This is a genomic window from Sphingomonas sp. ATCC 31555 (assembly GCF_000282895.1).
GTDB lineage: Bacteria > Pseudomonadota > Alphaproteobacteria > Sphingomonadales > Sphingomonadaceae > Sphingomonas.
In genome coordinates this window covers 1-23,546 of record NZ_ALBQ01000017.1, presented here as the reverse complement: position 1 = coordinate 23,546, position 23,546 = coordinate 1, and the positions used below count along the sequence as shown (strand labels likewise).

Below are 23,546 nucleotides of genomic sequence, written 5' to 3'. Positions count from 1 at the left end.
GCGATGAGCTTTCGCAACATCTCTGCCTGGGCGATCCGTAACCCGGTCCCGCCGATCGTCCTGTTCCTGTTCCTCACCATCGCGGGGCTGGTCAGCTTTTCGCGCATGGACGTGAACAACGATCCGGACATCGACTTCCCGATCGTCTGGATCTCGATCAGCCAGCCCGGCGCCGCGCCGAGCGAGCTGGAGACGCAGGTGACGCAGCGTGTTGAATCCGCGGTGCGCAGCCTGCAGGGCATCGACGAGATCAACTCCACCGTTTCCGAAGGCAACAGCCAGACGGTGGTCCAGCTGGCGATCGGCACGCCGATCGACCGCGCGGTGGAAGATGTGCGCAGCGCCATCCAGCAGATCCGCGGCAACCTGCCCGACGGCATCCTGGAGCCGCAGGTCGGCCGCGTCGACGCCGCCAGCGCCAACGAAGTTGCCAGCTTCACCGCCATTGCCACCGACATGACGGTCGAGCAGCTTTCCTGGTACATCGACAACACCGTCACCAAGGAACTGCTGTCGATCAGCGGCATGGCGGCCGTGCAGCGCAACGGCGGGGTGAGCCGCGAGATCAGCGTGGTGCTGGACCCGGTGAAGCTCGCCAGCTTCGGCCTTACCGCGAGCCAGGTGAACCAGCAGCTGCGCCAGGTGAACCTGAACGCCGCCGGCGGCCGCGCCGAGATTTCGGGCTTCGAACAGTCGCTGCGTGTCGTTGGCAACGCCAAGGACGCCTATACGCTGGGGCAGACCCAGATCTCCACCGGTAACGGCCGCGTCGTGCGGCTGGCGGATATCGCGCTGGTGAAGGACGGCAATGCCGAGCAGCGCAACTTCGCCCGCTATGACGGCCATCCGGTGATTTCGTTCGACATCCAGCGCGCCAAGGGCGCGTCGGACGTCACCATCTTCGACGAAACCCAGAAGAAGCTGCGCGCGCTGGAAAAGAGCAACCCGAAGGTCCGCTTCGAGCTGCTCGACAATGCCAGCAAATATGCGCTCGAGCAGTATCACACCGCGATGGAGGCGATGATCGAGGGCGCGGTGCTCGCCGTCATCGTCGTGTTCTTGTTCCTGCGCGACTGGCGGGCGACGGTGATCTCGGCGCTGGCGATCCCGCTGTCCGCGATCCCGAGCTTCTGGTTCATGGACATGCTGGGCTTCACGCTCAACCAGATGACGCTGCTCGCGCTCAGCCTGGTGGCGGGCGTGCTGGTGGACGACGCGATCGTGGAGATCGAGAACATCGTTCGCCACATGCGCATGGGCAAATCGGCCTATCAGGCATCGATCGATGCCGCCGACGAGATCGGTGTAGCGGTGCTCGCCACCACCATGTCGATCGTCGCGGTGTTCCTCCCCGTGGGCCTGATGCCGGGCATCTCGGGCCAGTTCTTCAAAAATTTCGGCCTCACCGTCGTTGCCGCCGTGCTGATGTCGCTGGCGGTGGCCCGGATGCTGACGCCGATGATCGCGGCCTATTTCCTGAAGGCGCACGGCCATACCGAACATGGCGGCGGCGCTGTGATGCGCGGCTATGTGCGGCTGCTCGAATGGACGCTGATGCACCGCTGGGTAGCGATCCTCGCCTATGTGCTGTCGCTTGCCGGCACCATCGGCCTGCTCGTCACCATGCCGCAGACCTTCCAGCCGGCGCAGGACCAGGACAGCGTCACCGCGACCATCGAAATGGTGCCCGGCACCACGCTCGAGCAGACCGACCGCGTCGTGCAGCAGGTCGCCGGCATCCTGCGCGCCGAACCGGGCGTGGAGCATACCTATGCCCGCACGCTGGTCGGCAGCGGCCGGGTCACCGCCGATCTCGCCGAAAAGCGGGCCGAGCGGAGCACCGAGTTCGAGAAGCGCGTTGCGCCGAAGCTGCGCGCCATTCCCGATGCGCGCGTCAACTTCCGGTCGCAGTTCGGCTGGGGCTCGTCGGGGCGTGACCTGACGATCACGCTGGGCGGCGAGGATCCGGAACTGCTCAACCAGACCGCGCTGACGCTGGTGAAGCAGATGGAAGGGCTGAAGTCTGCGGTCGCACCGCGCGTTTCGGGCGATCTGCAGCGGCCGGAAATCGTGATCGCGCCGCGGCTCGATCTCGCCGCCGATCTGGGCGTGACCACCGCGGCGCTGTCCAACGCGATCCGCGTCGCGACGCTGGGCGATATCGAACAGAACAGTGCGCGCTTCTCGCTCTCCGATCGCCAGATCCCGATCCGCGTCGCGTTGAACGAGGATGCCCGCACGAAGCTGGATACGCTCCAGAACATGCGCGTGCAGACCCAGACCGGCGGATCGGTGCCGCTGTCGGTGGTGGCGGATATCCGCTTTGCCGCGGGGCCGACCAAGATCGAGCGGCTGAACCTGCAGCGCCGCCTGGTGGTGGGCGCGGACCTGGGCGTCAATCCCGCGACCGGCAAGCCCTATGTCTCGGGCGACGTGATGAAGGAGATCCACAATCTCCCGATCATGAAGAACCTGCCGCTCGGCGTGACCGAGATGACCGTGGGCCAGGCCAAGTGGCAGGGCGAGATGATCAACAACTTCATCATCGCGCTGGCATCGGGCATCTTCCTGGTCTTCGCGGTGCTGGTGCTGCTCTATCGCCGCTTCGTGTCGCCGATCGTCAACATGGCGAGCCTGTGGAACGCGCCGCTGGGCGGGCTGATCGCGCTGGCGATCCTCGGCATGCCGGTGTCGTTGCCGGTCTATATCGGCATGCTGATGCTGTTCGGCATCGTCGCCAAAAACTCGATCCTGCTCGTCGACTTCGCGCTGGAGGAGATGGAGAAGGGCGTGCCGAAGATGGTCGCCATCGTCGATGCCGGCCGCAAGCGCGCCCAGCCGATCGTGATGACCACGATCGCGATGGTGGCGGGCATGGTGCCGACGGCGCTGTCGATCAACGGCGACTCCTCGTTCCGCGCGCCGATGGGCGTGGTGGTGATCGGCGGCCTGATCGTGTCCACTCTGCTCACGCTGGTGATCGTGCCGGCGCTGTTCAGCCTGGCCGTGGGGCTGGAAGGCTGGCTCGGCCCGCGCCTGTCGCGGCGGCTGCTCACCTATCGGCCGGGGGACGATGGCAGCATCGTGCTCGGGCCGGCGCAGAACAAGCCCGCGATCGATCACAAGCCGGGCGACGACAACGTCCAGCCGGCGGAGTAACCGCCTCCCGCATGCTTGCGGGGGCGGGCGGGGGAGGGCATGGTCCGGCGCATGTGCGCCTGTATGATGTCCTCCCGATCTCGTTGCCCGCGTGATCCGGGGAGCATGCGGCGCTGAACCGCGTTGCACGTTGCATGACCCCGCTTTCTCCCTCGTCCGCCGACAGCGTTCCTCCCGGCCTTCGCCGGATGCGTCGCGTCGCCACCGGACTGCTGTTGCTGATGGCGGCACTGTTCCTGCTGGCGCGTCAGTATGCGGACCTGCATCCCGTCATGCCCTTTCTGCGCGCCTTCGCCGAAGCAGCGATGGTGGGCGGTCTGGCGGACTGGTTCGCGGTGACGGCATTGTTCCGGCATCCGCTGCACCTGCCGATCCCGCACACCGCCATCATCCCGCGCAACAAGGATCGCATTGCCGAGACGCTCGGCCAGTTCCTGCGCGACAACTTCCTCATTCCCAGGGTCGTCGCCCGGCGCATGCAGCGGCTGGACGTGGCGGGCGCTGCCGGGCGCTGGCTGGCGGCGCCGTCGCACGGCACAGGCCGCATCGGCGCGGGGGCATCTCGGCTGGCGGCCAGCGTGCTCGAATCGCTCGATCAGGAACGGCTGGGCGGCATGGCGAAGGGTGCGATCGCCTCCCGCCTCCGGGCGATCGATGTCGCGCCGCTGTTCGGCCAGGCGCTGGCAGCCGCGATCGCCAATGGTCGCCACTTGCCGCTGCTCGACTCAATGGTTCGTGGTGGCGCCCGCATCCTCGATGCCAACGAACATCTGATCCGCGACATGGTGCACGCCCGCGCCGGAACGGTGATGCGCTGGACCGGGCTCGACGAGACGCTCGCCACAAAGATCATCGAGGGGCTGAAGAAGCTGATCGACGAGATGGCCGAGGACCCCGAGCACCCCGTGCGCGCCAAGGTGGAGGAAGGGCTGGAAAGCCTGGCCGAACGGCTTCAGCACGATCCGGCGCTGCAGGCGCGGGTAGAGGCGTTCAAGCTCGAGATGCTGGAGAACCAGGGCTTCCAGCGCTGGATAGACGGACTGTGGGAACAGAGCCGCGCGGCGATGCTGCGGCTGGCCCGCGATCCCGAACGCGCGCTCGGCGGCCGCATGGGCGAGGCGCTGCGGCAGTTCGGCGGCACGCTGCAGACCGACGCGCGGCTGGCCCGCACGATCAATCGCTTCGTCCGCCGCACCGCCGTCGGCGCGGCATCCGATTATGGCGACGGGATCGTCCGGCTGGTGTCCGACACGATCCGCGGCTGGGATGCGCGCACGGTGACGTCGCGCCTCGAAAACGCCGTCGGCCGCGACCTGCAATATATCCGCGTCAACGGCACGCTGGTGGGCGGCATGGTGGGCGTTGCCATCCATGCAGTGGACGTGCTGCTGTAACGCAGCACGCCGTTACGTCAGTTCTTCAGGCGATATCCAGTGCGGAAGATCCAAACGATCAAGGCGAGGCACAGCAGCAGGAAGCCGCCGGTAAAGCCAAGGCTCCAGCCGATCGCCACATCGCCCTTGCCGAAAAAGCTCCAGCGGAAACCGCTGATCAGATACACCACCGGGTTGAACAGGCTGATCGCGTGCCAGGGCTGGGGTAGCATGTCGATCGAGTAGAAGGCGCCCCCCAGGAAGGTGAGCGGCGTCACCAGCAGCGACGGCACGATGTTCAGCTGTTCAAAGCTGCGCGCCCAGATGCCGATGATGAAGCCGAACATGCTGAACGTGATCGACGTCAGCACCAGAAAGGCAAACATCGCCGCCGGATGGTCGATCCGCAGCGGCACGAACAGCGCCGAGGTGGCGAGGATAATCAGCCCGATGACCACCGACTTGGTGGCAGCGGCGCCAACAAAGCCGACCACCATCTCGACCGCCGAGATCGGTGCGGAGAGCAGTTCGAACACCGTGCCGGTGAATTTGGGGAAATAGATGCCGATCGAGGCATTGGCGATGCTTTGAGTGAGCAGCGACAGCATGATAAGCCCGGGCACCAGGAAGCTGCCGTAATTCACCCCGCCGATCGAATCGATCCGACTGCCGATCGCGCCGCCGAACACGATGAAATAGAGCGACGTGGTGATCACCGGCGTCGCGATCGACTGCCACAGGGTGCGCAGCGTGCGGGCCATTTCGAACTTGTAGATGGCCCAGATGCCATGGACGTTGATGCCGCTCATCCGCGTGCCCCCACCAGATCGACGAAGATATCTTCCAGGCTCGACTTGGACGTATCGAGATCCTTAAAGGCGATGCCCAGTTCGTGCAGCGTACGCAGCAGCGAGGGGATGCCGGTGCGCTCCGCCTGGGCATCGAAGGTGTAGCGCAGGCGCCGGCCCTCGTCCTCCAGGCTCAGCTGCCAGTCGGCCAGCGCTGGCGGCAGGGCATGGAGCGGCTCGACCAGGCTAAGATCCAGTTCGCGCTTGCCGAGCTTACGCATCAGCGTGGCCTTTTCCTCGACCAGCAACAGCTTGCCCTTGTTGATCACGCCCACCCGATCGGCCATTTCCTCGGCCTCTTCGATATAGTGGGTGGTCAGGATGATGGTGGTGCCGCGATCGCGCAGCCGCCCGATCAGCTTCCACATGTCCCGCCGCAGCTCGACGTCAACGCCGGCGGTCGGCTCGTCCAGGAACAGGATCTCGGGCTCGTGCGCAAGCGCCTTGGCGATCATCACGCGCCGCTTCATGCCGCCGGAAAGCTCCATCACCTTGGCGTCGCGCTTGTCCCACAGCGACAGGTCTTTCAGCAGCTGGTCGCAATAGGCGGAATCCGGCGCCTTGCCAAACAGGCCGCGCGAAAAGCGGGCGGCCGATCCGACGCGCGAGAACATGTCCACCGCCACTTCCTGGGGCACCAGCCCGATCTTCGCGCGCGCAGTACGGGGATGGCGGATCGCATCGTCGCCATCGACCAGGATCGTGCCGGTGCTGGGAGTAACGATGCCGCAGATGATCGAGATCAGCGTCGTCTTGCCGGCGCCATTGGGGCCGAGCAGGGCGAAGATTTCGCCGCGCCGGATGTCGAGATCAACGTGATCAAGCGCGGTATGGCCCGACGCGTAGGTCTTGCTGACCTGGCGTAGCGACAGGATGGGTTGCATGGAAGAAAGCCCCGGCCGGAAGGAAGCCGTTAGGTAGGGGGCAGCCGCCGGAGCGGCAAGGGCATATGGCTCTACTTGGCCTTGCGTGCCGCTGCCACCGCCTCCGCCAGCGCGGCATAATCGCGCGCGCCGTACAGGATCTTGCCGCCCACGACCCAGGAAGGCGTGCCATTCATCGCCAGCTGGGCACCCAGCTTGTGATTGCTTTCGATCTCGCGCGTCACGCTTTCCGATGCGGCTGCCTTTTCCGCGACCGCCCGGTCGAGCCCGGCCTTGGTGAGCGCGTCGGCGATCGCTGCGTCGCTGGGCCCGTCGGCAGCGAACAAGGCATCGTGGAAGGCGCGGAACTTCCCTTGCTGGGCAGCGGCAAGCGCGAAGCGCGCGGCGGTGACGCTGGCATTCCCCAGCACCGGGAATTCCCGATAAACGATGCGGACATTGGGGTCCTTGGCGACGAGTTCCGCCACTGCCGGCAGGCTCGCCCGGCAATAGCCGCAGGCATAGTCCATAAACACGGCGACGGTCACATCGCCCTTGGGGTTGCCCGCCCAGGCGCTGCCGAAGGCGGTGGTGAGCGCGGGCATCTGGGCGGCGATCGCGCCCTGCGCCGCTTCCTGCGCCTGCTGCTGCTGGGCAGTTTCCTGCTGCTGCAGCCGTTCCATCATCTCGCGCAGGATTTCGGGCCGGTCGAGCAGATAAGCCCGAACGATGCGCTCCACCTGCGCCTTGTTACCCCCCAGGCCGGGCAGCGCCGCCTGCAGGCCCAGCGCGACCGCCCCGCCCAGGATCGCGGCCACCAGAAACCCGGCGATCAGCGCCAGCGGATGGCGGAACCAGCGTGCCATCAGCGTCCGCCCCGATAGCGCTTGTCGTCCTTCATCGCCTGTTCGGAGACCATCGCGATGTCCTGCGCGCGGACCCAGTCGGGCGAACCCTGCGCCAGCCCGCCCATGGCACGCCGCGCGCTGATCAGCGCGGTGCGCGGATCGCCAATAAGATTGGCGCGCTCGGCGGTAGCGAGCGCGGTGCGTGGCTCGTCGCCCAGCCGATCATAGACGGTGCCCAGATTGATCCAGGCGAAGGGATTGTTGCGATCGCGGGTGAGCGAATCGCGCAACACGCGCTCGGCTTCCTTCAGATTGGCCTTGTCTTCGGTCGCGACCAGCGCGTGGCCGAAAGTGCTGGCAATCAGCGGGGCATTGTTCGACAGCTGCGTGGCCTTGCGCAGCGGTTCGAGCGCGCTGCGCGGCTGGCCGGACTCCAGTAGGATCTGGCCCTCCAGCTCGAGGAAATAGGGATCGGTGGGCGCTAGCTTCACCAGCGCCTGCGTTTCGGCCGCGGCCTGCTCCGGATATCCCGATTTGTGATAGGCATAGGCGCGGGCATAGTGCGCCGGCACCGACGTATCGGTTTTCGGATAGATCCGCAGCGTGGCCTTGGGATCGTTGGCATAGCCGCGCAGCTTGGCCTGAACGCGCTTGAAGCGTCGTTCCAGATCGGGGTCGAGCGGCTTGCTCCAGCTCGGCGCATTCTGCAGGTCCGCCGTCAGCGTCTGCACGCGATCCTGCGACAGCGGGTGGGTCTGCGCGAACGGATCCACTTCCGGGCCGGTGGTGTAATAGCCATATTGGTGCATCTGCTGCGTCAGCTTCTCGAAGAAGCCGATCATGCCCTTGCCGGTTACGCCGGCGCCGTTGAGGATGCGCGCGCCGGCGGCATCGGCCGAAGATTCCTGGACGCGGCTATAGGCGAGATACTTGCCGATCGCGGCGCGCTGGCCTGCCATCAGGATACCGGTACCCGCCTCCGCCGAGCCGGCCGCCATCGCCGCGGCGCCCAGCAGCAGGCTGAGGATCGAGATGTTTCCATAGCCGCCGTCGCGCTGGAACACGGCATGGCCGCCGATAATGTGGCCTATTTCGTGGGCGATCACGCCCTGGACCTGGTTTGCGCTATCGGCGGCGTCGATCAGGCCGGCATTGATATAGACGATCTGGCCGCCGGCGACGAAGGCGTTGATCGACGGATCGCCGATGAGCACGACCTGCCCGCTGGCCGGCGAGAGGCCTGCGGCCTTGAACAGCGGATTCGCCATGTCCGCCAGCAGCGCTTCGGTTTCGGCGTCGCGGAGAACGGATTGCGCGAGCGCCGGCCGTGCGGCGAAGAGCGCGAGGCAAAGCATCGCGAGCAGCGTGGCCAGACGATGGATACGCGCCATATCGAACTCCTGCACTCCTACGCCGGGCGCCCTGGCGCGGCCGCCCTTAATGGTGGGTGGCGCCCCGGCCCGGCGCAAGGCGTCCCGGCCGGGGCGATCCCATCAAGCGCCGAAGGTCCGCTGCCACCAGCCGCGACGCGGCTGGCCATCCTCTGCAGGGGCTTGCGACGTTGTTTCAGCCGGCGCGGACTCGGCTGCCGCAGCGTCCTCGACCGGCGCTACGTCCTGCGCCACGGGCGCTTCGACGGCCGGTGCTTCGGGCGCCGCTTCGGCCGCGACGTCGGCCTTCTTGCGGCGAGTACGCTTGGGCTTGGCCGGCGCTTCCTCGACAGCGGCAGGGGCTTCGACCGCGGGGGCGGCTTCGGCTTCGGCATCCGCTTTCTTGCGGCGGGTGCGCTTGGGCTTGGCGGGCGCCTCCTCGGCCGGAGCCTCGACGGCGGCCGGCGCTTCGGCGGCTGGTGCGGCCTCGGCATCTGCCTTCTTGCGGCGGGTGCGCTTCTTCGGTGCCGGGGCGGGTTCGGCCTCGGCTTCCGCTTCGGCTTCTACCGCGGCGGGAGCAGGTGCCGCTTCGGCGACCGGCTCGGCCGGTGCTTCGGCGTCGGTTGCCTCGCTGCCGTCCTCTGCCAACTGCTCGCTGCCCTCGTCGCCGCCACCGCGACGGCCACCGCGACGTCCGCGACGGCGGCGCTTGCGGTTCCGCTCGCCTTCCTCGCGCTGGGCGACGGTCTCTTCGCCTTCCGCAACCATGTCGGCCTCGGCCGGCGCTTCGTCGGCATCGCCTTCGGGTGCTTCGGCGTCGGCCTGCTCATCCTGGCCGGCATCGCTGCCGCCTTCCTCGCGACCGCGACGACCGCGGCCCCGGCGGCGGCGACGGCGCTTGGCGCGACCTTCGTTGTCGTTCCGCTCGCTCCGCTCACCACGGTCGCGCGGCTCGGCGGCTTCGGCGTCTGCCTCGGCTTCGAGTTCCTCTTCCTCGTCCTCGATCTCCTCGACGAACTCCTCTTCGGGCTCCTCGAGCAGCGGCTCGATCTTCGGCGCATAGGCCGGCGGCGGGCCCGAGGCCTCCACCGTCATGCGCGCGCCTTCGAGCTCGCCATCGGCGGCGACTTCGATCATCACGCCGTAGCGATCCTCGATCTCCGCCAGCTCGCCGCGCTTCTTGTTGAGCACGTAGAACGCCGCTTCCTGGCTGGCGCGCAGCAGAATTTCCGAGCCGCGGCCGCGGGCGGCCTCGTCTTCGATCATGCGCAGCGCCGACAGGCCCGCCGACGAGGCGGTACGGACCAGGCCAGTGCCCTCGCAATGCGGGCAGGTGCGGGTGGAGGCCTCCAGCACGCCGGTGCGCAGGCGCTGGCGGCTCATTTCCATCAGGCCGAAGGGCGAGATGCGGCCGACCTGGATGCGGGCGCGATCGTTCTTCAGCGCCTCCTTCATCGCCTTCTCGACCTTCCGGACGTTGGACGAATGATCCATGTCGATGAAGTCGATGACGACCAGGCCCGCCATGTCGCGCAGGCGGAGCTGGCGGGCGATTTCCTGGGCGGCTTCGAGATTGGTTGCGGTCGCGGTCTGCTCGATATTGTGCTCGCGCGTCGAACGGCCGGAGTTGATGTCGATTGAGACGAGCGCCTCGGTCGGGTTGATCACCAGATAGCCGCCGGACTTCAGCTGCACCACCGGATGGTACATCGCCGACAGCTGCTCCTCGACGCCGGCGCGCTGAAACAGCGGCACCGCATCGGCATATTGCTTCACCTTGCGGGCATGGCTCGGCATCAGGAGCTTCATGAAGTCCTTCGCCTGGCGATAGCCTTCCTCGCCCTCGACGATCACTTCATCGATGTCGCGATTGTAGATGTCGCGGATTGCGCGCTTCATCAGGTCGCTGTCGCCATAGACGAGTGCGGGCGCGGAGGAAGACAGCGTCTTCTCGCGAATCTCGTCCCACAGCCTGGCGAGATAATCGAAATCGCGCTTGATCTCGGTCTTGGTGCGCTGAAGGCCGGCGGTGCGGACGATACAGCCCATCGACGGCGGCAGCTTGAGGTCCGCCATGATGCCCTTGAGGCGCTTGCGATCGGCGGCCGAGTTGATCTTGCGCGAAATGCCGCCGCCATGCGCGGTGTTCGGCATCAGCACGCAGTAGCGGCCGGCGAGGCTGAGATAGGTGGTCAGCGCCGCACCCTTGTTGCCGCGCTCTTCCTTGACGACCTGGACCAGCAGCACCTGACGCCTACGGATCACGTCCTGGATCTTGTAGCGGCGGCGCAGATTCATGCGGCGCTGGCGCAGCGCCTCCGCCTCGTCGCCATTGCCGCCACGACCGCGACGGCGGCGGCCGCCCTGCGGCGCGTCTTCGCCTTCCGAGGCTTCCTCGTCGTCATGAGCACGCTCGACCATCTCGACGCCGTCTTCGTGGTCGTCGTGGTCATGATCGTGGTCGTGGTGATCGTCGTCATCGTCCCCATCGGCCTCGCGCAGCGCGGCTTCCTGCGCGGCATGCTCGGCCTCTTCGCGCAGCAGGGCTTCGCGGTCTTCCTTGGGGATCTGGTAATAGTCGGGATGGATTTCCGAAAAGGCGAGAAAGCCATGGCGGTTGCCGCCGTAATCGACGAACGCCGCCTGCAGCGACGGCTCGACCCGGGTCACCTTGGCGAGATAGATATTCCCCTTGAGCTGCTTGCGCTCGGCGGACTCGAAGTCAAATTCCTCGATTCGATTCCCTTTGACGACGGCCACGCGGGTTTCTTCCCGGTGGCGTGCGTCGATCAGCATACGCATGGTCATTTATGATTCTCCGGGCGCGCCGGCACAGTTCCTCGAAGGAATGGGGCGCGAGCGCGCGATACAAGAAGCGCACCGGACGACCGACAAGGCCGATCCGGGTGGCGCGGGTTTCAAAAACTGCTGTTGCTGCACAGGCACGCCCGGACCGGCGGTCCACTGGCTCCACCATCGCCGCGATGCCGGCCGAAACGGCCTGGCGATGCGGACGGTGGGGAAATTGCCTCATGCGAGCGTCAACCTGAACTGTCGCGACATTTAGGGTCGCGGCCTGATCCGGCGCAATGCCGGAAGCGTTACTTGCCTAGCACCGCTCTGTCGCTGCGGCAACTGGCGGCGCAAGAAGGCGACTTGATCTTTCCATTGGGATGGAACTGCGCCTCGGGCGCCAGCGGGGCATGCCATCGATGGGTGGGGATATGGTTAATGCCGGCTCGAGAAATCGGCTGGACCGGCAGGCCGCCGCCGCGGCATAGCGATCGGGTGCTGCTTGCAATGGCCCTGATCGCCGGCTTGGCGATGGCTGCGCCCGAGACCGGCAGTGGCCGGAGCGATACGCCGCGCCCGGCGCCCTCCGCCCAGCGCCGCGATCTGCCCCTGGTCGTGCTCGATCCCGGCCATGGCGGCCGCGATCCCGGGGCGATCGGCGCGGACGGGGTGCCGGAAAAGGCGCTGACGCTGGCCGCTGCGCAAGCGATCCGCGACGCGCTGCGCGCTTCCGGCCGGATGCGGGTGGCGCTGACGCGCGACGACGATCGCTTCATATCGCTCCAGCAGCGCGTAGATCGGGCTCGTGCGATGGGCGCCGCGCTGTTCCTGTCACTCCATTGCGACGATGCGGGGGATGCGAAGGCGGCGGGCGGAACGATCTACACCCTGTCGGAAGTCGCGTCGGACAAGGAAGCTGCGCGGCTGGCGGCCCGGGAGAATCGTGCCGACCTGCTGTCCGGCGTAGATCTCGGCGCGGCGGGTGCCGACGTCGCATCGCTGCTGATCGACCTGGCGCAGCGCCGGACGATGGAGGTTTCCGCCCGCTATGCCGATCTGCTGGCCCGCGAGGTGAAGGGGGTGATGCGGCTGCACCCCAGGCCGCGGCGGATGGCGGCATTGATGGTGCTGAAGGCGCCGGACATGCCGTCGGTGCTGTTCGAGCTGGGCTATGTCTCGAATCCGGAGGATCTTCGCTTTCTCCGGTCGGAGGCGGGGCGAGCGCAACTCGCCGCGCGTGTGCGCCGCGCCACCGAAATCTTTCTCGCCACACGCGGCCCGCAACGCTGAAGCTGCGGCAAGCCGCCGGCACCGCTCCCTTTTCTCGCGCGCAAAAGGTGCTACACCCCGCGCCGCATGGCCGACGGCGACACTTCCACCACCCATTTGCGCATCGAGCGGGAGCCCGGCCGGTGGCGTGGACGCTGGCAGCGGCTGCGGCGCCGCTGGTGGTTCCGCATTCTAGCGACGCTGGCGCTGCTCGCCGGGCTTGGCGTTTTCCTGCTGTGGCTGCTGGTCGCGCGGCACCTGCCCTCGGTGGAGACGCTGCGCCGTTACGAGCCGGAACTGCCAAGCTATGTCCGCTCGGCCGATGGTACGCCAATCCACGCCTATGCCCAGATGCGGCGCGTGCAGCTGAGCTATAACGAGTTCCCGCCGCTGCTCGTCCGCGCCTTCATGGCTGCGGAGGACCGCACCTTCTTCTCGCACCATGGCCTCGACTTCCCCGGGCTGGTGCGCGCGGCCGGCGAAGGCGTGCTCCGCGGGCAGACGCCGCGCGGCACATCCACCATCACGCAACAGGTGGCCAAGAACCTCGCCGTCGGAAGCGAGGCGAGCTACATGCGCAAGCTGAAGGAAGCGATCCTTGCCTGGCGGATCGAGGATACGCTGAGCAAGCAGCAGATCATGGAATTGTACCTCAATTCCATCGAGCTTGGCCGCAATGCCGGCGGCGTGGCAGCGGCGAGCGAGGCCTATTTCGGCAAGCCGCTCGACAGGCTGACGCTGCCGCAGATGGCCTATCTGGCAATTCTGCCCAAAGGGCCGGCCAATTACGATCCCGATCGCAATACCGCCCGTGCGCTCGCTCGCCGGAACTGGGTACTCGGCGAGATGCTGCGCAACGGATTTATCGATCAGCCGCAGCACGACGCGGCGGTGGCGGCGCCGCTCGGCACCGTGCCGCGCCAGACCCCGCGCTTCGAGCGGGTAGGCGGCTATTTCGTCGAGGAAGTCCGACGCCAGCTCGCCCGCACCTTCGGCGAGAAGCGCGAGGATGGGCCGTACAGCGTTTATGACGGCGGACTGTGGGTGCGCACCTCGCTCGATCCGCAGCTGCAGGCCTATGCCCAGCGGGCGCTGCGCGACGGCCTGCTCCGCTATGATCGCGGGCGCGGCTGGTCCGGCCCGATCGGCAAGGTGCAGTTCGAAGGCGATGGCTGGTATTCGGCCTTTGCCTCGAAGAACGTCGGCGTCGATTACGACAACTGGCGCGCGGCGGTGGTTATTGCCCGCGATGCCCGCGCGGCCCAGCTCGGCTTCGACGATGGCGAAACCGGCACGCTTCCGGCCGGCGCCGCCGCCATGCCGGTGCGGGGCAAGGGCGGGCGTGCGTTCGACGCGATCAAGGTCGGCGACATTCTGGCGGTGGCCCCCGAAGGCGGCGCGTGGAGCCTGCGCAGTGTGCCCAAGATCTCCGGTGGCATGGTCGTCGAGGACCCGTCCACCGGCCGCATCCTGGCGATGCAGGGCGGCTTCGATGCCCGGCTACAGGCGTTCAACCGCGCCACCCAGGCGACCCGCCAGCCGGGCTCGACGATCAAGCCGATCGTCTATGCCGCCGCGCTCGAGAATGGGATGACCCCCGCTTCGATCGTTGTCGATGGACCGTTCTGTGTGTGGCAGGGCGCAGGGCTGGGGCAGAAATGCTTCCGCAACTTCGGCAATGCCCGCGGTGCCGGCCCGCGCACGCTGCGCTGGGGCATCGAACAGTCGCGCAACCTGATGACGGTGCAGATCGCCAACACCACCGGCATGGACAAGGTGGTCGACATGATCCAGCGCATCGGCATCTCGAAGACGCGGTTCAACCCCTATCTCTCCTATGCGCTGGGCGCCGGCGAGACGACCGTGCTGCGGATGGTGAACGCCTATTCGATCCTGGTGAACCATGGTCGCGCGCTGAATCCCACGCTGATCGATTTCGTGCAGGATCGCCGGGGCAGAGTGATTTTCCCGGCGAATTGGCGTCCGTGCCAGGGGTGCAATGCCAGCGATTGGAACGGCAAGCCGATGCCGCGGCCGGTGGCGCGCGGCCGCCAGGTGCTGGATCCGATGGTCGCCTATCAGATGGTGCATATCACCGAAGGCGTGATCCAGCGCGGTACCGCCACCGTGCTTCGCGATCTCGGCAGGCCGATGATGGGCAAGACGGGTACCACCAACGGCCCGACCGACGTGTGGTTCGTCGGCGGCACGCCGCAGATGATCGGCGGCCTGTATCTGGGCTATGACAGTCCGTCGAACCTGGGCGGCTATGCCCAGGGTGGATCGATCGCTGCGCCGATCTTCAAGCAGTTCGCGGTGCCGGCGTTCAAGGATATGGACGTGCTGCCCTTTACTGCGCCGCCGGGCGTTCGCATGGTGCGGATCGATCGGCGCAGCGGCCGTCCGGTACAGGGCGGCTGGCCGAGCGACGATCCGCTGTCGCCGGTGATTTGGGAAGCGTTCCGACCGGAAAGCGATCCGCGCCGCACCCGCCGCACCGCCAATGAAGGCGCGGCACCCGTCGCGGCGCCGACCACGCAGCGCAAGGCCGATCGCCAGGGCGACAGCGATTTCTTGCAACGGCAGGGCGGAATCTACTAGCGGGGCGCCCACACCCTATATTGGCTTGGATCGCCGCATCGTCCGTGGTGCGGCCAGCGGTTACTTCGGAAGGTTTGGAACATGCGCGCTGAAGCGCAGGCATATGTCGACAAGATCAACAGCGCGCTGGCGCTGCTGCGCCGCTCGCTCGACTGGGACCGCGCGCTGCGCCGCCTCGACGAGCTGAACGCGCGCGTTGAGGATCCGACGCTGTGGAACGACGCCAAGAAGGCGCAGGACGTGATGCGTGAGCGTCGCCGCCTCGACGAATCGATCACCGCGACGCGGGCGATCGAGAGCGAGCTCAACGACACCGTCGAGCTGATCGAGATGGCTGAGGCCGAGGGCGACGAGGAAATGGCGAGCGAGGGCACCGCCAGCCTGGGCCAGCTCGCCGATCGCGCGGAGCAGGACAAGGTGAAGGCGCTGCTCTCCGGCGAGGCCGATCCGAACGACACCTATATCGAGATCAACGCCGGCGCCGGCGGCACCGAATCGAACGATTGGGCTGAAATGCTCCAGCGCATGTACACGCGCTGGGCGGAACGCCACGGCTACAAGGTCGAGCTGGTCGACTATCATGCCGGCGAACAGGCGGGCATCAAGTCGGCGACGCTGCTGTTCAAGGGCGAAAACGCCTACGGCTATGCCAAGACCGAGAGCGGCGTGCACCGGCTGGTGCGCATCAGCCCGTTCGATTCGAACGCGCGCCGCCAGACCAGCTTCGCCTCCGTCTGGGTCTATCCGGTGATCGACGACAATATCGACATCGAGATCAACGAGAGCGAGCTGCGCATCGACACCTATCGCGCCTCGGGTGCGGGCGGGCAGCACATCAACACCACCGATTCGGCGGTGCGCATCACCCACTTGCCCACCGGCATCGTCGTGCAGTGCCAGAACCAGCGTTCGCAGCACAAGAACCGCGCCGAGGCCTATAACCAGCTCCGCGCCCGCCTCTACGAGCGCGAACTGGCCGAGCGGGAAGCGGCGGCCAACGCGGTGAATGCCACCAAGACCGATATCGGCTGGGGGCACCAGATCCGCTCCTACGTGCTCCAGCCGTACCAGCTGGTGAAGGATCTGCGCACCGGTGTGGCTTCCACCGCGCCGAGCGACGTGCTCGACGGTGATCTCGACAGCTTCATGGCTGCCGCGCTAGCACAGCGCGTGACGGGCGAAGCCGTCGTGGTGGAGGATGTCGATTGAGCTTGCCCGCGCGGCCCCTGCTGCTCGGCGTAGCGCTGCTGCTGGCGGCGTGCGACGGCAGTCCGCGGGCTGTGCGCCAAGAGCGCCCCGATCCGGCGAACTCGGGCTTTCCGGCTGCAGACCGGCCGGTGGCGACGATCGTGTCCTCCCGCTGGTCGAACGAGGAAGCACGCGATCGGCTCAACGAAGCCGGCAAGGTGATGGACCTGGCGGGCATCCGGCCCGGCATGACGGTGGCCGATATTGGCGCCGGCGAAGGCTATTACACCATCCGCCTGGGCCAGCGTGTCGGCGCCAAGGGTCGGGTGGTCGCCGAGGACATCGTCCCCGACTACATCAGCGCGCTTGCAACGCGCGTGGTGCGCGAGAAGCTCGACAATGTCAGCGTGCGGCTGGGCCTGCCCGCCGATCCGCGGCTGCCCGAAAACAGCTTCGATCGCGTGCTGATGGTGCACATGTATCACGAGATCGAATCGCCCTATGAGTTCCTGTGGCGGCTGCGCCCCTCGCTCGCGCCGGGCGGGCAGGTGATCGTGGTCGACGCCGATCGCGCGACCGAAAATCACGGAACTCCGCCGGCGCTGCTCAAATGCGAGTTCGCGGCGGTGGGCTATGCCCAGGTCTCGATGCTGCCGATGGCATCGGCGGGCGGCTATATGGCGGTGTTCGAGGCGCGTGGGGAGCGGCCTGAGCCGGAATCGATCCGGGCCTGCAAGTCCGGCGCCCGCGCCAAGGCCGTCACGCCCCAGCCGAACGGCGCGCACGAGTAATCCCTTCTTCTAAGCCCCAGCCCTCCACTGAAGGGGGGGCTAGGAAGAAGAACGAAGGGATGACTTCCCCCGCCACACCCGCTAATCCCGCGCGACCCATGACTGACGCAACCGATCCCACGCGCGACTGGCGCGACACCGTCTTCCTGCCGAAGACCGATTTCCCGATGAAGGCCGGCCTTGCTGCCAAGGAACCCGCCATCCTCGAGCGCTGGGCGCGAATTAATCTCTACCAGAAGCTGCGCAAGGCCCGCGCCGGCCGCGAGCGCTTCCTGCTGCACGATGGCCCGCCCTATGCGAATGGCGACATTCACATGGGCCATGCGCTCAACAAGATCCTCAAGGACATCGTCGTCCGCAGCCAGAGCCTGATGGGCAAGGACGCGCCCTACGTCCCCGGCTGGGACTGCCACGGCCTGCCGATCGAGTGGAAGGTCGAGGAAGCGTACCGCGCCAAGAAGCTCAACAAGGACGAAGTCGATCCCGTCGCCTTCCGCGCCGAATGCCGCGCCTATGCCGAGAAGTGGGTGACGGTGCAGCGCGGCCAGTTCGAGCGGCTCGGCATCCTGGGCGACTGGGACGATCCCTATCTCACCATGAAGTTCGACGCCGAGGCGCGGATCGCCGGCGAACTGCTCAAGTTTGCCGAGAGCGGCCAGCTCTATCGCGGCGCCAAGCCGGTGATGTGGTCCCCGGTCGAAAAGACCGCGCTGGCCGAGGCCGAGGTCGAGTATGAGGACATCACGTCCACGCAGATCGACGTGGCGTTCGAGATCACCGAGGCACCGAACGCGCCCGAGCTGGTCGGCGCGCATGCGGTGATCTGGACGACCACGCCGTGGACGATCCCGGTGAACCAGGCGTTGGCATACGGCGAGGGGATCGCTTACTCTCGCGTACCTGCGAGCGATGGACGCACCTACCTCGTTGCTTTTGATCTCGTTGATGCATTCCTCAAGCGGACCGGTTTGAGTCTCCGTGACGAGGCTTCGCTGCCCGCCGATGATGCGGGCTTGATGTTCGCTAACGTGCTGAAGGGCTCCCAGCTCGCCGGCGCCGTCGCCCGCCATCCGATGCACCGTCTCGGCGGGTTCTTCGCCAAGCCGCGGCCGTTCCTGCCCGGCGACTTCGTCACCACCGATGCGGGTACCGGCCTCGTCCATATGGCGCCGGATCACGGCGAGGACGATTTCCTGCTGTGCAAGGCGCACGGCATCGATCCGGTGTTCGCGGTCGACGGCGCGGGCATGTACCGCGCCGACTGGCTCTGGCTCGGCGGCCAGGGATCGGTGATCAACAAGAAGTTCGTCAGCGCCGAAGGCCCGATCTGTTCGGACCTGCGCGCCGCCGGCGCGCTGCTCGCCGCCTCGGACGACTTCCAGCACAGCTATCCGCACAGCTGGCGGAGCAAGGCGAAGATCATCTTCCGCGCCACGCCGCAATGGTTCATCCCGATGGACCGTCCCTCTCCCCTCCCGCTTGCGGGAGGGGCCGGGGGTGGGCCCTCGCTCTCCACCAGCGATGCACTCGCGGAGGCCGGGGGCCCACCCCCCAGCCCCCTCCCGCAGGCGGGAGGGGGAGCGCAAGGCAACGCCCCCACGCTCCGTGAAATCGCGCTCGATTCGATCGAGCGCACCCGCTGGGTGCCCGAGCGCTCGATCAACCGCATCCGTGCGATGGTCGAGGGACGCCCGGACTGGGTGATCAGCCGCCAGCGCGCCTGGGGCGTGCCGATCGCGCTCTACGTCAACCGCGCCACCGGCGACTATCTCCGCGACCCCGCGGTCAACGCCCGCATCCTCAACGCCTTCCGCGCCGGCGGGGCCGATGCCTGGTTCCAGGCCGACCACCAGGCGCTGCTCGGCCCCGACTACCGGGCCGAGGATTATGAGGTCGTCACCGACATTCTCGACGTGTGGTTCGACAGCGGCTCGACCCACAGCTTCGTGATCGAGGCGCGCTATGGCGAGGGCGTGCGCGCCAACCTCTATCTCGAAGGCTCGGACCAGCATCGCGGCTGGTTCCAGTCGTCGCTGCTGGAGTCGTCGGGCACGCGCGGCCGGGCGCCCTATGACGCGGTGCTCACCCATGGCTTCGCGCTCGACGGCCAGGGCAAGAAAATGTCCAAGTCGCTCGGCAACGTCGTTGATCCCTTGAAGATCATCGGCGAGAGCGGCGCGGACATCCTGCGCCTCTGGGTCGCGCAGACCGACTATTTCGACGACGTCCGCATCGGCAAGGAAGTGCTGGCCGGCACCGGCGACGCCTATCGCAAGATCCGCAACACCTTCCGCTATCTGCTGGGTGCGCTCGACGGGTTCGGCGAGGCCGAGAAGGTTGCGGTTGCCGACATGCCCGAGCTGGAGCGCTATGTGCTCCACAAGCTGGCGGCGCTCGATGCGGAGCTGCGTTCGGCCGCGGAGGCGTTCGAATTCAACCGCTATGCGCGCGCGCTCGGCGACTTCATGAACGAGGACCTCTCGGCCTTCTTCTTCGATATCCGCAAGGACTGCCTCTATTGCGATGCGGAGAGCGATCCCAAGCGCCGCGCCTATCGCACCGTGCTGGACGTGCTGTTCCACGCGCTGGTCCGCTATGCCGCGCCGATCCTCGCCTTCACCGCCGAGGAAGTGTGGCAGAGCCGCTTCCCGAGCGAGGACGGGTCGGTCCACGAGCTGGAATGGCCGGTGCTGCCGGAAGGCGCGTCGGTCGAGCATGACTGGACCGCGATCCGCGCGCTGCGCCAGACCGTCACCGAGGCGATCGAGCCCTATCGCCGCGAGAAGAAGGTCCGCTCCAGTCTGGAGGCCGAAGTGACGGTGCCGACTCTGCCGATGCCGGCGGAGGAGCTCACCGAGCTGTTCATCGTCGCGAAGGTCGATTCCGCCGCCGATGTCACGGTGAGGCCCACCGATCGCCACAAATGCGGCCGGTGTTGGCGGCATCTTCCCGAAGTGATGCTGGACGGTGCCCTGTGTGACCGTTGCGCAGAGGTGGTGTCGTGACGAAATCGGTGCGGATATTGGGCTTTGGTGCCGCGCTGATCGTGTTCCTGCTCGATCAGCTTACCAAATATATCGTCACCGGTCCGCTGGGGCTGGTGGTGCAGAATGATTCGCTGACGATCCTGCCGATCTTCGACCTGCGCTTCGTCAAGAATGTCGGTGTATCGCTGGGCCTGCTCTCGGCAAACAGCCCGGCGTCACGCTGGCTGCTGGTGCTGATGACCGCGGCCATTGCGGTGGGCGTGCTGGTGTGGATGCTGCGCGAGCGGAAGAAGGGCGATGTGCTTGCGCTCGGCTTGGTGTTGGGCGGCGCTTGCGGCAACATCCTTGATCGTGCCCGGCTCGGCTATGTCGTCGATTTTGCCGATCTGCATTTCGGCGAGTGGCGCCCCTTTTTGGTCTTCAACGTCGCCGATGCGGCGATTACCATCGGCGTGGTGATCCTGCTGATCCGCGCCCTGCTCGTTCGCGACAAGACACCCAAGTCGCCTGCCCCTGTGGAGAAGAAATTCAATGCGTAAGTTGATCCTCGTCGCGACCGGCGTCGCCCTGGTGGCCTCGCTGTCGGCGTGCGGCAAAAAGGGGTATGATCGGGCGCGTCCGGACGAGTTCGCCGTCGCCCGTCAGGCACCGCTGGTGATCCCGCCTGACTTCTCGTTGCGTCCGCCGCAGCCGGGTGCGGCGCGCCCGCAGGATACCAACCCGTCCGATCAGGCGCTGGAAGCGCTGTTCGGCGGTTCGGCCGCACGCAGCCCTTCGGAGAACGCCACGCTGGACGCGGCCGGTGCGGCAAGCGCCGATGCCGGTGTCCGCAGCAGCGCCGGCAGTCCGGCGACCAACGTGGTCGACAAGGGCACAACGACCCGCGACATCCTTTCGGCCCCGCAGGGTGATGGACGCGACGCGAGCGTGAAAACGCCCCAGTAAAGCGCAGATCGGATGCAGTTCGGTGGGCCGCCGGTCCGCTTTGCGGGCCGGCGGCTTCTGCGTCGATGGCAGGGCGCTGGCGCAGCGCCCCACGTCTCACCCCTTCATCGCCTCGATCAGTTTTTTGACTTCCTGGCTGCGGCCGCGAGGCAGCACGAGCACATCGGCGCCCGAGGCGACGACAATCAGATCCTTCACACCCACCAGCGCGACGCGCTTGCCGGGCTCGCTCTGCACCAGGCAATTTTCTGCTTCGATCGCGACCACGTCGCCCCGGACGACATTGCCACCGGCATCCGGATTGCTGATCGCGTGCAGCGCATCCCAGCTGCCGACATCGCTCCAGCCCATCGAAACCGGCACAACGGCAACGCGCGGTGCCTTTTCCATTACCGCATAGTCGATCGAATCGGCAGGGCAGGCGGCAAAGCTTTCAGCATCAGGGAAGATGCGCGTGCCCTCACGCCGGGCCCGGTCCATCGATTGCTGTGCGGCGACGAGCATTTCCGGCGCGTACACGCTGAGTGCGCCCAGATACATGTCGGCACGGAACAGGAAGATGCCACCGTTCCAGGCATGGTCGCCCGATGCGAGCATCGCTTCTGCGCGATCGCGCGGCGGCTTTTCGACGAACCGGTCGACGCGGTGGACACCGGGTGCGAGCTGTTCTTCGCCGATCTTGATCCAGCCATAGCCAGTTTCCGGCGAGTCGGGCGCGATGCCGAAAGTAACCAGCCAGCCATCGTTGACCAGCGGCAAGGCAATTTCGATCGCGGCGTGAAAGGCTGCGACATCGCCGATCACATGGTCCGAGGGCATCACCAGGATCGGCTCGCTGCCGCCGCCCGCCGCCATTGCCGCCAGCGCAATCGCAGGCGCCGTGTTGCGGCCGATGGGCTCAAGGATCAGCGCTTTGATCGCGAGATCCATATGTGCGATCTGCTCTTCGACCAGATCGGTGTGAAAGGCGTTCGCCACGATGATCGGCGCGGTGAAGCGCTCGCCCGAAGTGCGGCGGACGGTGAGCTGCAGCATCGTCTCTTCGGCCGTGAGCGAGAGAAGCTGCTTGGGGCGTTCGGGCCGCGACATCGGCCACAGGCGTGTTCCCGAACCGCCCGAAAGGATTACGGGCGTGATCGGTTTTTGTGCCAGCATGCAGGGAAGCTCCTTCATCAACTCGAGAATAGGCATAGGTCTGCAATCGCTAGGCGACGAATTGGTTACAGCAACGGCCAAATTTCTTTGTCGAAACGATCTGAACGACGAAGCACTGGATCCGTTTACCCTTCCCTGCAGCAATCGCAAGGTGATGATGCTTGGCAAGGTCGGTACTTTCCACGGCGCTGGCCAGGTCTGGCCATGTTCATCCGCCGATCGGAGCCATGATCTGCTTGTTGCTCACGTCTGCGCTACGCCGAAGTTTAGGAAGTTTAGGCTCTTCGCGGATTTGCGCACGAGGGCGACATGCTGACGGATCGTTCAAAGAGCGGCCGCTAACGGCATGAGAACATATAGGGAATATAACGGCAAAGTACAAGGGTGTGCGCTCGCTCCCGACCCGAAACCGGCTATAGGAGCAATATGACCGATCCGCTGATCCGCATCGCCGAGGCGCTGGAGCGCCTGGCGCCGCCGCCCGCGCCGCCCGCCGACCTGCAGGCACACCCCGCTTATGTGTGGCGGGGCCGGGCGCTGGCGCCGGCGCGGGCGTTTGCGCCGATGCCGCTGGTCTTCCTGCAAGGTGTGGAGAAGCAGCGGGCCGCGCTCCTCGCCAATCTGGAGCGGCTGTCGGCCGGCGCGTCGGCGCAGGACGTGCTGCTGTGGGGGGCGCGCGGCACCGGCAAATCGGCGCTGGTGAAAGGCGCGGTGGGCGAGGTGCAGGCGCAGGGCGGGCGGCTGGCGCTGGTCGAAGCGGCGACGACGCATCTGGAGACGCTGCCCGATCTGTTCGCGCTGCTGGCCGGCACCGATCGGCCGTTCGCGATCTTCATCGACGATCTCGGCTTCGACGCCGCCGCCGATGCCCGCGCGCTGCGATCGATGCTGGAAGGCGGGGCCGAGGCACGGCCGGCCAATTGCCGGCTGCTGGTCACCTCCAACCGCCGCCATCTGCTGCCGCGCGACATCGAAGCGCAATCGAGCGCGATCAACCCGCGCGATTCGATCGACGACGATCTGGCGCTGGCCGATCGCTTCGGCCTGTCGCTGGGGTTCCATGTGGTCGATCAGGACACCTATGTCGCGATCGTGCGCGGCTATGCCGAGGCGCATGGGCTGGTGTTCGAGCCGGCGGATGCGATCCAATGGGCGACGCGGCGGGGAAGCCGGTCTGGGCGTGTGGCGTGGCAATATGTGGTGGAATTGGCGGGGCGGCAGGGGAAGCGGGTTTAGGGCTTGTCGCGCGTTTAGAAGGGGCGTCGCGACAGTGTGCGTTGCCGAGTTTTAGTCAGCCGTGAATGGCGTAAATTGGTGGTTAGCCGCCGTTCCGTTGTTGGGTTATAGGGCCGAATG

16 protein-coding genes are annotated in these 23,546 nt (G+C 66.6%); 10 read left to right on the top strand and 6 right to left on the bottom strand.

Features of this window, described 5'->3' with window-relative positions; all coding sequences use genetic code 11:
* Window positions 1-3: 3 nt before the first annotated feature.
* Both B215_RS0109130 and B215_RS0109125 read left to right on the top strand, forming a co-directional pair.
* The gene (locus B215_RS0109130; protein WP_019369345.1) at window positions 4-3,159 is read left to right on the top strand and encodes an efflux RND transporter permease subunit; all 3,156 of its coding nucleotides are present in this window, start codon (window positions 4-6) and stop codon (window positions 3,157-3,159) included.
* 188 nt (window positions 3,160-3,347) lie between these two features.
* Complete coding sequence (locus tag B215_RS0109125) at window positions 3,348-4,553, top strand: DUF445 domain-containing protein (protein ID WP_019369344.1); 1,206 nt, start codon at window positions 3,348-3,350, stop codon at window positions 4,551-4,553.
* A gap of 17 nt (window positions 4,554-4,570) precedes the next feature.
* Here B215_RS0109125 and B215_RS0109120 read toward each other — a convergent pair whose 3' ends face one another.
* The 5 genes from B215_RS0109120 to B215_RS0109100 all read right to left on the bottom strand — a co-directional run bounded on the left by B215_RS0109120 (window position 4,571) and on the right by B215_RS0109100 (window position 11,269).
* Window positions 4,571-5,341: an ABC transporter permease gene (locus B215_RS0109120; RefSeq protein ID WP_019369343.1), complete on the bottom strand. Its 771-nt coding sequence runs from the start codon at window positions 5,339-5,341 to the stop codon at window positions 4,571-4,573.
* Window positions 5,338-6,264 carry an ABC transporter ATP-binding protein gene (locus tag B215_RS0109115; RefSeq protein ID WP_019369342.1) on the bottom strand — a complete coding sequence of 309 codons (927 nt, stop codon included), beginning with the start codon at window positions 6,262-6,264 and terminating at the stop codon, window positions 5,338-5,340. Before B215_RS0109115 ends, B215_RS0109120 begins: the two co-directional genes overlap by 4 nt.
* 71 nt (window positions 6,265-6,335) lie before the next feature.
* Window positions 6,336-7,109 carry a DsbA family protein gene (locus B215_RS0109110; protein ID WP_019369341.1) on the bottom strand — a complete coding sequence of 258 codons (774 nt, stop codon included), beginning with the start codon at window positions 7,107-7,109 and terminating at the stop codon, window positions 6,336-6,338.
* A complete protein-coding gene (locus B215_RS0109105) occupies window positions 7,109-8,482 on the bottom strand; it encodes a M48 family metalloprotease (protein WP_026009111.1) in 1,374 nt (457 codons plus the stop codon). The genes B215_RS0109110 and B215_RS0109105 overlap by 1 nt, the downstream gene beginning before the upstream one ends.
* Before the next feature lie 102 nt (window positions 8,483-8,584).
* Window positions 8,585-11,269, bottom strand: a complete 2,685-nt coding sequence (locus B215_RS0109100) for an Rne/Rng family ribonuclease (protein ID WP_173644886.1) — start codon at window positions 11,267-11,269, stop codon at window positions 8,585-8,587.
* A gap of 423 nt (window positions 11,270-11,692) precedes the next feature.
* Between B215_RS0109100 and B215_RS19915 the strand changes: the two genes are divergently transcribed.
* The 7 genes from B215_RS19915 (at window position 11,693) to B215_RS0109060 (ending at window position 21,035) form a co-directional block, all read left to right on the top strand.
* Entirely contained in the window at window positions 11,693-12,544 is an 852-nt protein-coding gene (locus tag B215_RS19915; RefSeq protein ID WP_019369337.1) for an N-acetylmuramoyl-L-alanine amidase family protein, read from the top strand.
* A gap of 66 nt (window positions 12,545-12,610) precedes the next feature.
* Window positions 12,611-15,124 (top strand): penicillin-binding protein 1A, encoded by a 2,514-nt coding sequence (locus B215_RS0109085; RefSeq protein WP_019369336.1) that lies wholly within the window; start codon window positions 12,611-12,613, stop codon window positions 15,122-15,124.
* Between the two features lie 81 nt (window positions 15,125-15,205).
* Window positions 15,206-16,333: a peptide chain release factor 2 gene (prfB, locus tag B215_RS0109080; RefSeq protein WP_019369335.1), complete on the top strand. Its 1,128-nt coding sequence runs from the start codon at window positions 15,206-15,208 to the stop codon at window positions 16,331-16,333.
* Between the two features lie 2 nt (window positions 16,334-16,335).
* A complete protein-coding gene (locus B215_RS0109075) occupies window positions 16,336-17,103 on the top strand; it encodes a class I SAM-dependent methyltransferase (protein WP_019369334.1) in 768 nt (255 codons plus the stop codon).
* A 98-nt stretch (window positions 17,104-17,201) separates the two neighbouring features.
* Window positions 17,202-20,108 (top strand): isoleucine--tRNA ligase, encoded by a 2,907-nt coding sequence (gene ileS, locus B215_RS0109070; RefSeq protein WP_019369333.1) that lies wholly within the window; start codon window positions 17,202-17,204, stop codon window positions 20,106-20,108.
* Window positions 20,105-20,629: a signal peptidase II gene (gene lspA / locus B215_RS0109065; protein ID WP_019369332.1), complete on the top strand. Its 525-nt coding sequence runs from the start codon at window positions 20,105-20,107 to the stop codon at window positions 20,627-20,629. Before ileS ends, lspA begins: the two co-directional genes overlap by 4 nt.
* Window positions 20,622-21,035 (top strand): DUF3035 domain-containing protein, encoded by a 414-nt coding sequence (locus B215_RS0109060; RefSeq protein WP_019369331.1) that lies wholly within the window; start codon window positions 20,622-20,624, stop codon window positions 21,033-21,035. Before lspA ends, B215_RS0109060 begins: the two co-directional genes overlap by 8 nt.
* A gap of 96 nt (window positions 21,036-21,131) precedes the next feature.
* Here the strand turns inward: B215_RS0109060 and B215_RS0109055 are convergent, their stop codons facing one another.
* Complete coding sequence (locus B215_RS0109055) at window positions 21,132-22,190, bottom strand: mannose-1-phosphate guanylyltransferase/mannose-6-phosphate isomerase (protein WP_173644883.1); 1,059 nt, start codon at window positions 22,188-22,190, stop codon at window positions 21,132-21,134.
* A 426-nt stretch (window positions 22,191-22,616) separates the two neighbouring features.
* Here B215_RS0109055 and B215_RS0109050 point away from each other — a divergent pair, with 426 nt between their 5' ends.
* The gene (locus B215_RS0109050; RefSeq protein WP_019369329.1) at window positions 22,617-23,426 is read left to right on the top strand and encodes an ATP-binding protein; all 810 of its coding nucleotides are present in this window, start codon (window positions 22,617-22,619) and stop codon (window positions 23,424-23,426) included.
* The last annotated feature ends 120 nt before the right edge of the window (window positions 23,427-23,546 follow it).

Bases quoted from the DNA above. Each gene is read 5' to 3' on its own strand.
- B215_RS0109130 (WP_019369345.1), top strand. From the start codon at position 4: ATGAGCTTTCGCAACATCTCTGCCTGGGCGATCCGTAACCCGGTCCCG.
- B215_RS0109125 (WP_019369344.1), top strand. From the start codon at position 3,348: ATGCGTCGCGTCGCCACCGGACTGCTGTTGCTGATGGCGGCACTGTTC.
- B215_RS0109120 (WP_019369343.1), bottom strand. From the start codon at position 5,341: ATGAGCGGCATCAACGTCCATGGCATCTGGGCCATCTACAAGTTCGAA.
- B215_RS0109115 (WP_019369342.1), bottom strand. From the start codon at position 6,264: ATGCAACCCATCCTGTCGCTACGCCAGGTCAGCAAGACCTACGCGTCG.
- B215_RS0109110 (WP_019369341.1), bottom strand. From the start codon at position 7,109: ATGGCACGCTGGTTCCGCCATCCGCTGGCGCTGATCGCCGGGTTTCTG.
- B215_RS0109105 (WP_026009111.1), bottom strand. From the start codon at position 8,482: ATGGCGCGTATCCATCGTCTGGCCACGCTGCTCGCGATGCTTTGCCTC.
- B215_RS0109100 (WP_173644886.1), bottom strand. From the start codon at position 11,269: ATGACCATGCGTATGCTGATCGACGCACGCCACCGGGAAGAAACCCGC.
- B215_RS19915 (WP_019369337.1), top strand. From the start codon at position 11,693: ATGCCGGCTCGAGAAATCGGCTGGACCGGCAGGCCGCCGCCGCGGCAT.
- B215_RS0109085 (WP_019369336.1), top strand. From the start codon at position 12,611: ATGGCCGACGGCGACACTTCCACCACCCATTTGCGCATCGAGCGGGAG.
- prfB (WP_019369335.1), top strand. From the start codon at position 15,206: ATGCGCGCTGAAGCGCAGGCATATGTCGACAAGATCAACAGCGCGCTG.
- ileS (WP_019369333.1), top strand. From the start codon at position 17,202: ATGACTGACGCAACCGATCCCACGCGCGACTGGCGCGACACCGTCTTC.
- B215_RS0109060 (WP_019369331.1), top strand. From the start codon at position 20,622: ATGCGTAAGTTGATCCTCGTCGCGACCGGCGTCGCCCTGGTGGCCTCG.
- B215_RS0109055 (WP_173644883.1), bottom strand. From the start codon at position 22,190: ATGCTGGCACAAAAACCGATCACGCCCGTAATCCTTTCGGGCGGTTCG.
- B215_RS0109050 (WP_019369329.1), top strand. From the start codon at position 22,617: ATGACCGATCCGCTGATCCGCATCGCCGAGGCGCTGGAGCGCCTGGCG.